This window comes from Methanoculleus sp. (genome assembly GCF_020696975.1).
In the GTDB taxonomy this organism is placed as follows: Archaea; Halobacteriota; Methanomicrobia; order Methanomicrobiales; family Methanoculleaceae; genus Methanoculleus.
Genome location: NZ_JAJGBK010000003.1, coordinates 39,648 through 52,791, shown reverse-complemented (window position 1 = coordinate 52,791; position 13,144 = coordinate 39,648). Strand labels below are relative to the sequence as shown.

14 protein-coding genes and 3 tRNA genes are annotated in these 13,144 nt (G+C 58.6%); 5 read left to right on the top strand and 12 right to left on the bottom strand.

The features are described 5' to 3' along the window. Positions 1-6 precede the first annotated feature (6 nt). Positions 7-282 (bottom strand): DUF504 domain-containing protein, encoded by a 276-nt coding sequence (locus QZ650_RS00590; RefSeq protein WP_292517548.1) that lies wholly within the window; start codon positions 280-282, stop codon positions 7-9. Positions 283-425: 143 nt separating this feature from the next. Between QZ650_RS00590 and mmp10 the strand changes: the two genes are divergently transcribed. Then, positions 426-1,652 (top strand): methyl coenzyme M reductase-arginine methyltransferase Mmp10, encoded by a 1,227-nt coding sequence (gene mmp10, locus QZ650_RS00585; RefSeq protein WP_292517551.1) that lies wholly within the window; start codon positions 426-428, stop codon positions 1,650-1,652. Here the strand turns inward: mmp10 and QZ650_RS00580 are convergent. The 3 genes from QZ650_RS00580 to QZ650_RS00570 all read right to left on the bottom strand — a co-directional run bounded on the left by QZ650_RS00580 (position 1,633) and on the right by QZ650_RS00570 (position 4,894). Next, positions 1,633-3,531 carry an ATP-binding protein gene (locus QZ650_RS00580; protein ID WP_292517553.1) on the bottom strand — a complete coding sequence of 633 codons (1,899 nt, stop codon included), beginning with the start codon at positions 3,529-3,531 and terminating at the stop codon, positions 1,633-1,635. The two genes, mmp10 and QZ650_RS00580, sit on opposite strands and share 20 nt — an antisense overlap. A 119-nt stretch (positions 3,532-3,650) precedes the next feature. Then, positions 3,651-4,217, bottom strand: a complete 567-nt coding sequence (locus QZ650_RS00575; RefSeq protein WP_292517556.1) for a hypothetical protein — start codon at positions 4,215-4,217, stop codon at positions 3,651-3,653. After that, positions 4,214-4,894, bottom strand: coding sequence for a diphthine--ammonia ligase (locus QZ650_RS00570; protein WP_292517559.1), 681 nt, complete (start codon positions 4,892-4,894; stop codon positions 4,214-4,216). The genes QZ650_RS00575 and QZ650_RS00570 overlap by 4 nt, the downstream gene beginning before the upstream one ends. Positions 4,895-5,128: 234 nt before the next feature. On the opposite strand from QZ650_RS00570, the gene QZ650_RS00565 reads away from it, so the two are divergent. Beyond that, complete coding sequence (locus QZ650_RS00565) at positions 5,129-5,320, top strand: hypothetical protein (protein ID WP_292517562.1); 192 nt, start codon at positions 5,129-5,131, stop codon at positions 5,318-5,320. A gap of 338 nt (positions 5,321-5,658) precedes the next feature. Here QZ650_RS00565 and QZ650_RS00560 read toward each other — a convergent pair. The 5 genes from QZ650_RS00560 to QZ650_RS00540 form a co-directional block, all read right to left on the bottom strand. Next, positions 5,659-5,731 (bottom strand) — tRNA-Asp (locus QZ650_RS00560). A gap of 30 nt (positions 5,732-5,761) precedes the next feature. Beyond that, a tRNA-Leu gene (locus QZ650_RS00555) sits at positions 5,762-5,846 on the bottom strand. Positions 5,847-6,048: 202 nt separating this feature from the next. After that, positions 6,049-6,861 carry a ZIP family metal transporter gene (locus QZ650_RS00550; RefSeq protein ID WP_292517565.1) on the bottom strand — a complete coding sequence of 271 codons (813 nt, stop codon included), beginning with the start codon at positions 6,859-6,861 and terminating at the stop codon, positions 6,049-6,051. A gap of 651 nt (positions 6,862-7,512) precedes the next feature. Then, entirely contained in the window at positions 7,513-7,731 is a 219-nt protein-coding gene (locus QZ650_RS00545; protein ID WP_292517568.1) for a hypothetical protein, read from the bottom strand. Positions 7,732-7,948: 217 nt separating this feature from the next. Continuing rightward, on the bottom strand, positions 7,949-8,170 hold the full coding sequence (locus QZ650_RS00540) for a hypothetical protein (protein ID WP_292517571.1): 222 nt from the start codon (positions 8,168-8,170) through the stop codon (positions 7,949-7,951). A gap of 383 nt (positions 8,171-8,553) precedes the next feature. Between QZ650_RS00540 and QZ650_RS00535 the strand changes: the two genes are divergently transcribed. Then, entirely contained in the window at positions 8,554-9,378 is an 825-nt protein-coding gene (locus QZ650_RS00535) for a DUF6293 family protein (RefSeq protein ID WP_292517573.1), read from the top strand. A gap of 67 nt (positions 9,379-9,445) precedes the next feature. Here the strand turns inward: QZ650_RS00535 and QZ650_RS00530 are convergent, their stop codons facing one another. After that, complete coding sequence (locus tag QZ650_RS00530; RefSeq protein WP_292517575.1) at positions 9,446-10,516, bottom strand: hypothetical protein; 1,071 nt, start codon at positions 10,514-10,516, stop codon at positions 9,446-9,448. Between the two features lie 179 nt (positions 10,517-10,695). On the opposite strand from QZ650_RS00530, the gene QZ650_RS00525 reads away from it, so the two are divergent. Next, a complete protein-coding gene (locus QZ650_RS00525; protein WP_292517578.1) occupies positions 10,696-10,977 on the top strand; it encodes a hypothetical protein in 282 nt (93 codons plus the stop codon). Between the two features lie 219 nt (positions 10,978-11,196). On the opposite strand, the gene QZ650_RS00520 is transcribed toward QZ650_RS00525, so the two are convergent. After that, entirely contained in the window at positions 11,197-11,469 is a 273-nt protein-coding gene (locus QZ650_RS00520) for a hypothetical protein (RefSeq protein ID WP_292517581.1), read from the bottom strand. 695 nt (positions 11,470-12,164) lie between these two features. Between QZ650_RS00520 and QZ650_RS11835 the strand changes: the two genes are divergently transcribed. Next, complete coding sequence (locus QZ650_RS11835; protein WP_366829723.1) at positions 12,165-12,887, top strand: helix-turn-helix domain-containing protein; 723 nt, start codon at positions 12,165-12,167, stop codon at positions 12,885-12,887. A gap of 99 nt (positions 12,888-12,986) precedes the next feature. Here QZ650_RS11835 and QZ650_RS00515 read toward each other — a convergent pair. Then, a tRNA-Met gene (locus tag QZ650_RS00515) sits at positions 12,987-13,097 on the bottom strand. Positions 13,098-13,144 lie beyond the last annotated feature (47 nt).

Sequence of the window (13,144 nt, the reverse complement as noted above, 5' to 3'; positions counted from 1 at the left end):
TCGCACCTAGCGGTGCTCACGCTCCGCTCCTATCGGAGCGTCGCGTTCCCAAACAACCTCACCATCATACAGTATCCGCCGGACCCGGTGATACGGAATACACGCCACGTGCGTCCCGGCGTCCACCTCCAGGTACTGCGCATCGAGCGCGACGACCCGGTCGCCCCGGACCGTCGAGCGGTCGCCGGGCGCCCCCCGGTCGACGTACTCGACCTCGATTCGGGAGAAGTCGTAGCCGGGGTCGTGATAGAACCGGAGCAGCAGCCGGTGGCTCGTCCGCATACCCTCTCCTCCACTGCAGCCTCGCGCCGTAGAATCATAAAGGTGCGGGATGCGCCGCCGGCCGGCCCGCCGGAGCGAATCGCAGGACGGCAGGAACCGGGTCTGCAACGTTCATAACAGAGGAGCACAGAAGTACCAGCAGGATGTCGCATCTCACCGTCGATCTCGGGGGCCGGCCCGGCCTCGACTGCCGGGGGTTCTGTTCGTACTGCTACTTCAAACACGTCAAAGGGACGACGTCGTTTGGCTGCAAATACTGCCTCCCCTTCCAGGTTGGCTGCGACTACTGCACCCGGGGGGTGCGGGAAGGATATGAGGGGTTCAAGGACCTCCGGACCGTCGCCGACGAGACGCTGGCAAACCTCCAGATCACCGGCGACGACATCGACCGGATCACCATCAGCGGCGGCGGGGACCCGAGCTGCTACCCGGAGTTCCGCGACCTCATCGAACTCCTCGGCAGCATGGAGGTCCCGATCCATATCGGCTACACGAGCGGCAAGGGGTTCGACGACCCCGGCATAGCCGACTTCCTCGTCGAGAACGGTCTTTCCGAGGTATCCTACACTGTCTTCGCCGCCGACCCGGATCTGCGGCGGCAGTGGATGCACGACCCGACACCGGAAGCCTCGCTCGCGGTCCTCGACCGGCTCTGCGGTGAGATCGATGTCTACGCCGCTGCGGTTGTTATTCCCGGTGTCAACGACGGCGAGGTCCTCGAAGAGACCTGTGCGTGGCTGGAGGAGCGGGGCGCAAAAGGGCTGATCCTGATGCGGTTTGCAAACCGAACCGACCAGGGGCTCATCCTCGGTAACGCGCCGCTCATCGAGGGGCAGCAGGTCCATACCGTCGACGAGTTCCACGATATCGTCACCGACCTAAACGAGCGATTCTCGATGAAGATCAGCGGAACCCCGCTCGGCGACCCCTCGATCGGCTCGCCGTTTGCGCTCCTCCACGAGCCCGATCTCTTGAAGAAACTCCCCCGGGTCCGGAAGCGCGCGACGGTGATCACCGGGAGCGTCGCGGCGCCCTTCATCCAGCGCCTCCTCTCGATCCGCGGCTCCACCTCACGGGTTGTTCGGGTCAGAAAGGAGATCGCCTGCCTCATCACCGCTGACGACCTCGCCGGGGTGAACCTGGCAAGGCTTGAGGATGTCGTCGTCATCCCCGGCCGGGCGTTCGTCCACGACGCCGAGGCCCGAAAGATCCTCTCCGCGGACGGTCTCGACCGCGAGGTGGTGCGCGGCCCCGATATGCTGACGGCCGATGCGGAGATGAGCATGGGGATGACCCGAACTGAAGTGCTCGATAAGGAGATGGAAGGGTTCGCAGCCCTGATCAACACGATCAACCGTTACGGCCGGTGACGGGCGGGCACGCCTTGAGCGTGAACCGGAACGCGGCGCCGGATTCCGGATGCCCCGGTACCCGGTCTTCGACCCATATCCGGCCACCATAACGCTCGATCAGGGTTCGGACGATGTGGAGTCCGAGACCCTTGCCGCTCATTCTGCCGCTTTTTCTAAACTTCTCAAACACCCGGGGCTTCTCGGCGTCCGGTATCCCGGGGCCGCTATCCTCGACCGAGACCCGAACGGCCCCGTCCTCCTCCCGGGTGGTGATCCCGATCGAGACACCTGGACCGCTGAACTTGACGGCGTTGCCGATGAGGTTTATGAAGACCTCGGCAAGGAGATCGTCGGCGGCGACCCATCGGGCCTGCGGGGTGTAGTGGATATCGGCGTCCGGGAAGAAGGGGATGACCCCCTTAACAACAGGATCGAGATCCACCGGCCCGAGCGCGGGGACCTCCTCAACAATCCGGCGGATCGTCGAGACATTCCCGATGATCTCGGCGCTCTGCCTGACGGCGGCCGCGAGTTTCCGGGCGAGGTTCTTCTCCGGCCCGGTGAGTGCCTCTAACAGGAGTGTTGCGTAGCCGATGGCGACGGCGTTTGCGTTGTTGATGTCGTGCGTCATGAGGTCCAGGTAGAAGTTCGCCTGCTTGTGAAGCCACATCCGCTCGACAGCGCTCCCGACCTCCCGGCCGATGGAGACGAGCACCTCCCGCTCGTCCGGTGAGAAGACGTGCACGGTCCGGCTGACCAGATTGATGGCGCCGATGACCCGCTCTCCGGCCATAATAGGAATGCTCGCAAACGCCTGTATCCCTGATCCGGCATCCTGCGGGCAGGCACGTGGGTAGTCCTCCACAAAGTGCGCCGCACCCTGCCCGAGAACCCTGTCGTAGGGTGGGGCGTTCAGGTCGATGATCCGTCGCCGGAACGAGAAGTCTTCCGGGAGCCCGGTCGCGGTGATCAGTTCGGCACTGGACCGGCCTGGATTGATCAGGTAGACCCCGCCGCCTTCAAAACCAAGGAGCGTCAGGGTCTTCTCAAGCACACCTCCCAGCAGTTCGTCCAGGTCCGCTGACGACGTGGCGGTCCTGACCACCTGGTTGATGACGTAGAGCTGGGTGTTCCTGCGCCTGACCTTCTCCTCCGCGCGTTTCTGCCTGGTGACGTCCGCAACACCGATGGCCAGGCCCCGGTACCCGGCGCTTCCGCCGGTGACCGGGGAGACGGCGAGCCTGGCGTCGACGATACCCCCGTCGGATCGCCGGAGCCGGAGTTCGGCCTCTCCATGTCCGCCCCTGCCTTGTTCGAGCAGGACGTTTGCCTGTGGGGCGTCATCCGGGTCGACGAAGGTGAGGAAGGAGACTCCCTGCATCTCATCCGCAGTGTAGCCGAGGATCTCCCCCATCCGGGTGCTGGCAAAGACAATAGTGCTTTCGCGGTCGGTCACCAGGACTCCCTCGTGCAGGCTCCCACCGATCTCACGCCACAGGTGCTCTATTCTCTCGAACGCCACCTCCGCACGTTTCAGGGCGAGGGTGTGACGGATGGTGCAGATCAGGAGTTCTGGGGTGAGCCCCTCGCGGACCAGGTAATCGTCCGCACCGTGCCAGAGCAGCCTGACCATCGTATCGAGGTCGTCACGCGAGACAAAGAGGATGACCGGAGTGCCGGGGGCTTCACCCCTCACCCGCGTCACTGATTCGGGATCCCGGTCGGGATCGAGCAGGATGAGATCGAACGGCTCTCGCCGGAGAGCGCTGAGACCGTCGGCAACCTGCCGGTGCGAGACCGTCTCGGCCGGGAGCCCGGATTCCCGGAGCGCCTGCTCGACCAGCCGGGCATCGCCCGGGCTTTCGGTGATGACGAGCAGCCTGAGGGGGTCGGGCATCCTTCACACCCCCGCCGGCAGAATCCGGGTATCGGGTAATTCTGGCATCATCTCCGTCGCGGTGCGCCGGGATACGCCCCGCTGTCTTGCTACCCATATCCGATATCCGGCGATAAGTCTTACTGAACGGTCTCTACCAGCTGGAGGAACCGCTCGATGACCCACTCGTTTCTGACCTCGGGGTGGAAGAGGGTGCCGTAGAGAGGGAGTGAACGGTGCCGGATTGCCTGGAGGCACCGGTCCGAGGCGGCGAGGGGTATGAACTCGCCCGGAACCCGCATGGCACATTCGTGCAGTTCGTATGCCGGAAAGGTCTCCTTCCCGGCGAAGAGCGGGTCGGGGGCGAGGACCCGAATGTCAGCCATACCGATCTCGCAGCATGGCTCGGTGCCGCCGCCGAAGGCTGCCGCGAGAGCCCGCATGCCGGAGGATATGCCGAGCACCGGACGCTCGAACGCGAGGAGCCATTCGAACCGCCCGGGGTGTCCGGCAAACCCGGTATCCCGGAGCGCCGTCCCGCAGAGGACCACCGCGTCCGCGGCCGCGACCTCAGGTGCATCGACGGTGGTGTAGTGGCGGGTCGTGAACGATGCCCCGATCCGGCCAAGGAGCCGTTCGACTGGCGCGACGAACTCGTCCCGGGAGAGCGAACGGTCGCGGTAGCAGAGGTCGACGACCAGGATCATTTCGCCACCAGCTCCGCCCGCTCGATCCTGAAGACGCCGTTGTAGTTCCGGTAGGCCTTCGATGCCTCCGTGATTGCGATCCGCCGGGAGAAGAAGGGTGCGTCGACGACGAACGTCTCCAATTCGCCTCCTTCCCCGGTGAGGGTGATCCGGTGCTTCCGGGCGACTGTGCGGAGGTCATCGAGGGTGCGGTGGTCGATCTCCCTCCCGAGCCAGGATTCGTCGAAGGGGGCGGAGAAGACACCGGCGATGATGACCGCAAAGCCGGCATCGATAAGTTCCTCCATGTAGGTCTCCTGGTCCACGTTCCAGAGCGGGTTGAAGCACCAGAGGCCCAGTTCCCGGCAGACCCGCTGGACCCTTGTTGCCTGGTAGACCGAGAGGATCGCCCCGGTGACGACCCCCTCGATCCCGAATTGCTCCCGGGCGGCAAGGAGGGCCCGTTCCAGGTCCTGGAGTTCCGTCTCCTTCTCCCCCTCCGTCTCCACCTCCACGAGGGGGAGCCCCGCCGCCTCGGCCTGGAGGGCGGCGAGGCGGATGTTCGGGGTGTGGAACATGTAACTCTCGGGGTTTCTGGAGACGACCGTGATCAGGCAGGCTACCTCCTCCTTCTGCATCGCCTTCCAGCAGGCGAAGAGGGAGTCTTTCCCGCCGGAGAAGAGCACACCGAGCTTCATGATCGTTCCTTTATTGTTCTCTTTTGGGCGCGATAACTCCTGCGGCGTTGTGCCGGCATGCGTTCCCCGGGAATCTCCCGCGCATGTGGGTAGGATTGCCACAAAATTGGTTGCGGTGCCTTATTCGGGGCAGCGGTTTGATTACTGGAATGCGCTGGATGGGCAGGATCAGGATTATAAGGTGTCGGATCTTCACCCGGTGTGGGCACCTGGAATGTGTCAGGAGGGCTCATTATGGCAGGAGATGGTCAGTATCCAGAAGAACAGATCGAAGTGGTGGTTGATTGCGTCCTGGTGGACTATCGGGGGGACTCCGAGTCGCGTGAGCGGGTCATCCATGCGCTTCTGGAGTGGGCAGAGGAGCACCCGGACGAGTGGGATGAACTGCAGGCACGCTGCCAGCAGCGCCAGGAAGCACTGGTGTAAGCCCTCTTGACCCGGGCATCATCTCTTCTATTCTTACGTTTCTGTGGGGTGAATTGCCGTAGAATGGTTCGCTCCCGCGCCTGTTCCCTGGCCGGCACTGTTCTTCATGCTCCTTTTTCAGGGGTGAGCCATTCCTCTGCCCGGAGCACCTGTAGCCAGATGGGCAGTTAGGCTTGTGATCCGGGTGGTTCTCTCCCCCTGAACCATGAGCGGTGCCGGGCATACATGAACGCCATCGACGGCTCCCTAAGTGAGGATGGCATGCAGTCTGATGCCGGGGTCTGAAGGGGATGCGGCGTCATGAACAGGGATGCTACACGGAGCACGGGGAAAATTGACGCCCAGGACGGAATTCGAATCCGTGTCGACGGCGTGACAGGCCGTCATGATAGGCCACTACACTACCTGGGCACTCTTTGTTGGTGGATCCGAGAAAACGAATGCGAGGGGAGCGATTCGAACGCTCGAACTCCTACGAGACTAGGCCCTCAACCTAGCGCCTTTGACCTGGCTTGGCAACCCTCGCCCGGATATGAACGGAGACGGAAGATGCATCGGTTGCGTTTTCGCGCCCCATTTACCTCATTTAATCTATCGTCATACCTGAAATACCTTTGTGTGGGGTGTGCTGAGGATAGGCTGAGAGCGGCAAAATGAGGCATCTTTCACACAGGACCGGCGGCGACGGGATGACCGTCTCGGGAAGGGTTCTTCCCGGCCCGCACGCATTAGCCGAACGTGACATCCAGTATCATCATCGTCACGAAACCGATGAGCAGGCCCGTTGTGGCTATCCTCTTATTCTCGTGCATCTGCGACTCGGGGATCACCTCTTCCCCGACGACGAAGATCATCGCGCCGGCAGCAAAGGCAAGGGCATACGGGAGGAGCGGCTGGATGATAAAGACCACGGCTGCTCCTAAAGCAGCAGCAACGGGTTCTACAATCCCGGAGAGCTGGCCGTACCAGAAACTCCTTGCCCGGGAATACCCCTCACCGGCGAGCGGGGCTGATACGGCAAAGCCTTCAGGGAAGTTCTGCAGGCCGATGCCGAGAGTGAGAGCAACCGCCGCTCCCAGGCTTTCGTGCGGGAGGCCTGCAGCGACGGCGCCAAATGTAACCCCGACCGCAAGCCCTTCGGGGATGTTGTGCATCGTGATGGCGATGACGAGGAGCGTTGTCCTGCGGAGGGACGATACCGGCCCTTCAGCCCCTGGAAGTGGATAGCCCGGGTGGATGTGCGGGAGCAGGGTGTCGAGCCCTCTGAGGAAGACCCCGCCGGCAATGAACCCGATGGCCGCCGGGATGCTGGCCTTAAGACCCGTCGATCCGGAGAGTTCGATCGCCGGCAGCAGGAGCGACCAGAAACTGGCCGCAATCATGACACCGGCCGCAAACCCGAGCATGCCGTCCAGTCTCCGCCGGTCTATAGCCTGCGTGAAGAAGACGCCCCCGGCGCCGAGAGCGGTCAGTCCCCAGGTGAAAAGCCCGGCAAGAAGTGCCTGGAGAACCGGGTTCAACCCGGCAAACGCGGCGAGCATGCTCTCATCCCGCGGCGGCGCGCGGGACCATGGCCCGGCGCCCGGTCGAACGACAGCGGTTCATCGCCATACCCCCATAACCCTGCCCCGAACATACGCGACCCAGATCGACCCTCTCTTCCTCTCCTGCGGGGCGTCTCCCGGTGCCTCGCATGCCGCCGGGCACACCTCCGCCAGCGCCGCTTGATTTGCTCTATGCATGCGGGATACAGCTCAGGAACCACATAAACCATCCGGCCTGCCGGTGGGCCGCGCCCTCCGGCAGAGTTGTTGGCAAGGGAGAGGAACCCGGCCTTGCCTCGCTCGCAGTTATTAATACCCTCCCCGCGCCAGGGGTGCATCATGACGCTCACCTCCGAGGAGGTCGCGTGGGACGTTGGCGGGATTTCTGTCCGGGGCACCCTGACCCGGCCTATAGGCACGGCCCCTCACCCGGGAATCGTCTTCGTCGCCGGGAGCGGACCGACCGACCGCGACTGGTGCTCCCCCCTGCTGCCCGGCACCAATTGTAGCGGCCGCCTAGTGGCCGAGGCCCTTACCCGTGAAGGGTTCATGACGTTGCGTTACGACAAGCGGGCCTCCGGACCGCATGCACAGGAGAATGCCCGCCGGCTCGTGGGCAGGATCAGCATGCAGAGCCATCTTGACGAACTAGTGGGTGCCGTCGACACCCTGCGCTCCGATGGCGATCTTACCCGACTCCAGGAGGTACTCGATGATCGTCTTGAACGTCTGATACATGATCTTTCGCGGCAGGCGTTCCCACAGCGCCCGGCGGCGGTATTCGCCGCTGTGCCCCCGGATGAAGTCTTCGACCGTTTTTATTGTATCGAGTGTGGGAGAGTGGGCGGAGCCGGCGCTTGCTGACATGATCTCAGGGTTGTTGTACGAGTATATAACAAGTTGATCCGCCGGGTATGGCGGAAGTTTCGCCGGGGATTTAAACAATGTAGTGGCTGAACGTTCAGTATATTGAACGTTTGCGAGGGGTAAGAGCCGACACCCACCTACACCCTCAAGGCCGGTGAGAGGGCCGTCCAAGCACTTCGGTCAAGTTAGTGAATCTTGAAAAATGCGGGCTTGTTGTTTAGCAATACCTTGAGGCAACACCCACAACGCCAAGTATTCCCAATGCTACACCGATGACAACACCACTTCCAATGGCAATCTGACCCACTATCCGGCTTACATCAGTCACGGATAAGAAAATACCAGCAAGAATGAGAACGCCTACGATTCCCGATGCAGAGAATCCCATTCCTGCAATCCTTTGAGCCAAAGTATCCTCTCCTTTAGATCTTTTTCCCACGCTTGAAGAGTTTTACATTCGGACGATACCGATCCCGGTATTCAACTGCAGGGCCCGTGTAGCCCCCTTTGCTGTCTACCTCAGTGATCCCTTTTTGTTTCACCAGTCGCTGTAACTCGGGCTTTGTTACAGGGGAAGTGCGACACTTGACTTCGCCTCGGGCTGTTCCTCTCTCATAGTCATGTTTGCCAGGGCCGCCGACATGACGAGCCCCATGTTCGGCTGATTTCTGTTTTTCGTAGTCTATACCACGCTTAGAAGGTGATCGAGTCATTTTCACACCTGATAAATAGAAGGACTCTTCTAGGTGATATACACATTCTCCTTAACGTCATTGGCATCGTTAACGTCATTAGCATATTGTGGGTGCAGGTGGGACTGAGATGGCGGGGATGGAAAAAGTCGTCCATATTATTCCACTCGGTCATGAGTATGACCGAGCGGTGAAACCGTTTGAAGATAGTAATGCAGATCGAGTGTATATTCTCACTCGATGGCATGATCCTTCTGCTGCAATGAAAATGGTTGATAACCAGCGCCACTACGCGAACAAAGTGAGAGACACCCTGTTAAAAAGAGGAATCGACGTAAGGTGCGAGTCAGTAAATTTATTTGACTTCCTTGAAGTAACAAAAAGCATTTCAAAAATTATTGTCAGGGAGAAGGCCGAAGGAAACAGGATTCAGATGAATATGTCTGCAGCCGGACGCTTGACTTCCGTAGCTGCAACGCTCGTTGGCATGCATCATGATGTGCAGGTCTACTACGTCCATGCTGATGATTATCCCGACGAGCCGGATAAGCGGCAGGAGCATGGCCTCAGCATCTGTGACAGTAATAAGGTCACTTACTTGACCAACCTGAAGTTCGACATGCCAGACCCCATCGGTATGAATATACTGGCATATCTCTGTGAAAAGGAGAAGAAAGTTAACACCAGGGATCTACTAGGCAAGTTACAAGAACTACAGGTCGAGGGCTTTCAAGAGTTGTTTTGTGATGACATTAAACTGACCGATAGCGATAAACACAAGGATAACCAAAGAAGAACCCTTCAAAGTCGTCAGTTAATGAAACTGAATAAAACAATCCTTGAAAAGTTGGAGAAGAAGGGATATATTAGACGAGAGAGGATTGGGAGAAATATATACGTCTCGCATACAGATACCGGAAAATATGTTGCTTATCTGAGTGGATTGGTGAAGTGATTACTCAAGGATTGATTGGCGACTAGGGTGCTGGAGGTGAAGTTGAGGCACCCCCACCCTCTCGTGATCACTGCTGCCTGAGCTTCTGATATACCCACTCTACTGCATTGATGAATTTGCGATAGTTCGCCTCATCCGCTAACACTTTGAGTGGAATGCTAGGGAGACGGTGAATCCCATCTTCGGGTATCCGAACCCCAGGGATTGCGTTGAGTTTGTGGAAGAACTCCCGGAGCGTCTGTTCCTCGGTGAATGGGGGATATCCTTTCAGGTATTTGAAATCGACTTCGATCTTGCCGGTCGTCCACACCGCAAAGACCTGATAGTTCCTGCCGGGTGTACTGAGCAGGGGGAAGAAAGACCCGCTATGCTTTCCTTTGCCCCACCAGATGTAAAGGCGCTGATTGTTCGCCCATGCCAGGAGATTTCTTGCTACAGAGACCAACGTGGGGTGTTGCTGTCCGAGTTCGGCCATGAACTCGGTTTCATTCCACCTCCGCACATCCGGAGCACCTTTCCGTTGCTCTGCCTTTGCCGACTGGCCGATGACCCTGGGAGCGACCATCCGCACGCCACCGTCTCCGGTGAACTGGCGCACCTCGATCGCCAGTACTTCGGCGGGATCCATCTGCTCGTTCAGGAACTCGACAACCCGTCGAAGACGGTTGGGAATTGTGTCGGCGGCGAAGATCAGGCGCACTTTGCCTGCCTGGAGGTTGGTCTTCACCTTCTCCCAGAACATATCGGGATCGACAGTGCTTTCGAGAAAGTCTGCCAGAGTCTCATCCGGGTCGGTTCCCCGCTTTTCACACGTTGCAGTATACATCCCTCGCAGCCGGTCAATCGACCAGTATGCCACGGCGTTTGCCGCATAGTCAAGCATCTGCCCGATGACCTCCCGCCGGATGCGGGTGTCTGTGCTTCGCTTCACCTCGACGAGTGTGGGAACCCCCTCCCGGTCAAGGAAGAGGTGGTCGAGGGAAAAATTGTCCCCTTCGTTCTCGTCTCCGGGGACGCCGACTTCCTGCTTCATTAGCAGGAGTGCCGGTGCATCATCGGCATTTGAGAGCAGGAGTTCCGGATGGTTCGCAAGGAGCCCCTGCAGTTCGGCTTCATACTCGTAGAGTGTCTCTCGCATCGGTACCAGGGTATCATCTTTAGAGACAAGATAAACTGGATCAGCCATATGTTTCTTTCCCGGTGGACGTAGCTTGGGTCGCTCTGGTTGCTGCAGGGCTTTTGCGTGCGCCTGTTCGCCTTGTAGAATAGTATTAGTGCTCGACACCTAAAGGTGCCGGATTGTTCAGGAGAGCGCCTTTGTGGCGGCGGTTCCGCTCCCGGAATAAGTCCGGAGTAAGGGTTTACGGAAGTTTGCAGAAGGGGCGAATACAGCACAGCGACCTCGACCTCAGGGTGCTGGTCGATGAATATGCACTGGACCTTGGGATCCATGCGACAAGAGCAGGGAGAGCCGCAGATCCAGGAAGGTTACACTCAGTACCCAAACCGGCGATCATAGCCGGTATGGTCCAGCCACTCGATGATGACTGCGTTTATATCGCCGTCGCGGACTACGGTATAGCCGCCACGAACGAGTGAGATTATACTTCCAGAGATTCTTCAGCGGTCCGTGTCTTTTATGGTAGTCTTTCGGAATCAGTTTCTTTGGCACCTGGATCCCGCAGAAGGCGTCTGCCTCTATTCTGCCGAGAGCACGGACCAGCAGTTCGGCTAACCGACGATCCCCGGGATCCGGGGAGGCCTGAAGGGCCAGGAAGGCCTCCCGCACCTGCTCGTCTGCAAAATAGATCCGGCACTTCATCGGAACCGCAGGTCTTCACGCAGTGAATACTTCCGGACCATATCCGGGTCGTGAATCCAGCAGATCGTCCCCCGTGAATCGCTTGCTATCTTCCCCGATTCCAGAAGATACTCGATGATCGTCTTGAACGTCTGGTACATCATTTTCTTCGGCAGGTTCTCCCACAAGGCCCGCCGTTTGTATTCGCCGCTGTGCTCCTGAATGAACTCTTCGACCATCCGGATCGTGTCGAGCTGGGGACTGTGTGTGCTCGGTTTACACGCTGGCATGAGTGCCTGTTAGTTGTATAAGTAAATATAACCATAAGATCCCGGCAATTATGTCGGGGAGGTTACCGCGACAAGAGCATAGTCGAGCAGCCCCTCGGTTATGTAGCAATGCGGCACCGGATGGTCGCAGGGGGACTTTATGATATCGAGGGGCCCTGGGCTTGTTATGAAGGACCCTGCTACCGATAAATCCTTCCAAAGTTTCAGAGGCCCCTCGATTTACCCCCTGTAGAAACTATGGGACTTGTGAGTAGGAGACGGACAAAGTATTGCGATGAGTGCGGGGCCAAACTTCTGGAGGGTGCAGGAACTGCCGGGCAGGAGTTTACTCTGGAAGTCCTCCTCGATATGATGCACCAGCACCCCTGGCAGCGATTGTTCCGTGCAGCTGGCTCTGTGAAGGAAAGGCGAAACTTGCCCTCTCTCCCCTGCTCCTGAGGCACCTCAAGGAAGAGAATTGAAGTGCTGAGAGAGGAAAACCGCAAAGCGGCAATCTGCTCTTCCTTCCTTTCAGACCAAGAACATCCCGGCAAAAAGGTCGGCAATCAGAGATCCAACCTGACCCCTCCGTGACTTGCTTTTCGCGCCGGACTTTCGGCGCCGGGATGTTGCGCTGAACGACCGGCGCTGTGCCGCTGCGCAATTAGATCATCAGGCTTTATAGAATTGGCCAACAATCCCCATACACCAAGGAGATGGACGAGAATGGCATCATCCCGATCCACCCGCACGATTTTGGCTCCTTCCCCCTCAGAACCCTCAATCCCACCACAAAACGCATCTTAACACTCCTCGCCACCGGCAACCACACACAGAGCCAGACCGCCCGCATCGTCGGAGTCTCGCGCCAGTACGTTGTCCAGGTTGTCAAAAAGTTCCTAGCCCTCGGTCTCCTCAAACTGTCACCCCACACCGGGGCAAATACAAACAAGCGGTTTGAGGCATCCTCATCCCTCAAGTACGTGCTTGAGAGCGGAGCCCTTGAAAACCTATGTTCCTGTCGGGTTCCTCACGTCAGAGTCAAGTACTGCTACATCACCGACGCCCCTCTCGCTTTTGACAACACCTCCCCCTCACGGTCCTTCTACATTAAATCATGGAATATGATAGGTGGCCCGCGACACAAATTCATGGTTCCCGGTACCATCGACATTGTCATTGATGTCCATCCGGGTTGTATCATTGCCTTACTCTGTCTTCGGCCAGAACATCCTTGTCGAAACCATCGAAGATGGCGACCTCAGAGCCAAGGTCGCCATTCACGACGCTGTACACCCATGGGCCAAAAAACAAGATCTCTTCGGGCGGCACATCACTCTCAGCGACCCCACACTTTCATGCAACTATGCTCCCCAAGCATGACGGCAGATATGAAACCTGAATCGGACTTGAGTTCGGGATGCGATAACCATGCATGAAGAGACTCTTTATCCCCGGAAGCCGAGTAGGATCGTGAGAGAACAATCTCGAAGGAAAAAGTTCCTTTTCAAAATTAGATTGGAAAACTTCTAAAATCATGCTGCGGGTGGGATCCGAACCCACGATTTCCAGATGTCCCAGGTTTGGACGCACCGTTTTTTCTCAAAACCCTATGAGTCTGGCGCCCTAACCGACTAGGCCACCGCAGCGCACAAAGTGCATCATAACAATGATGTATTGACAAATAAACCTTATG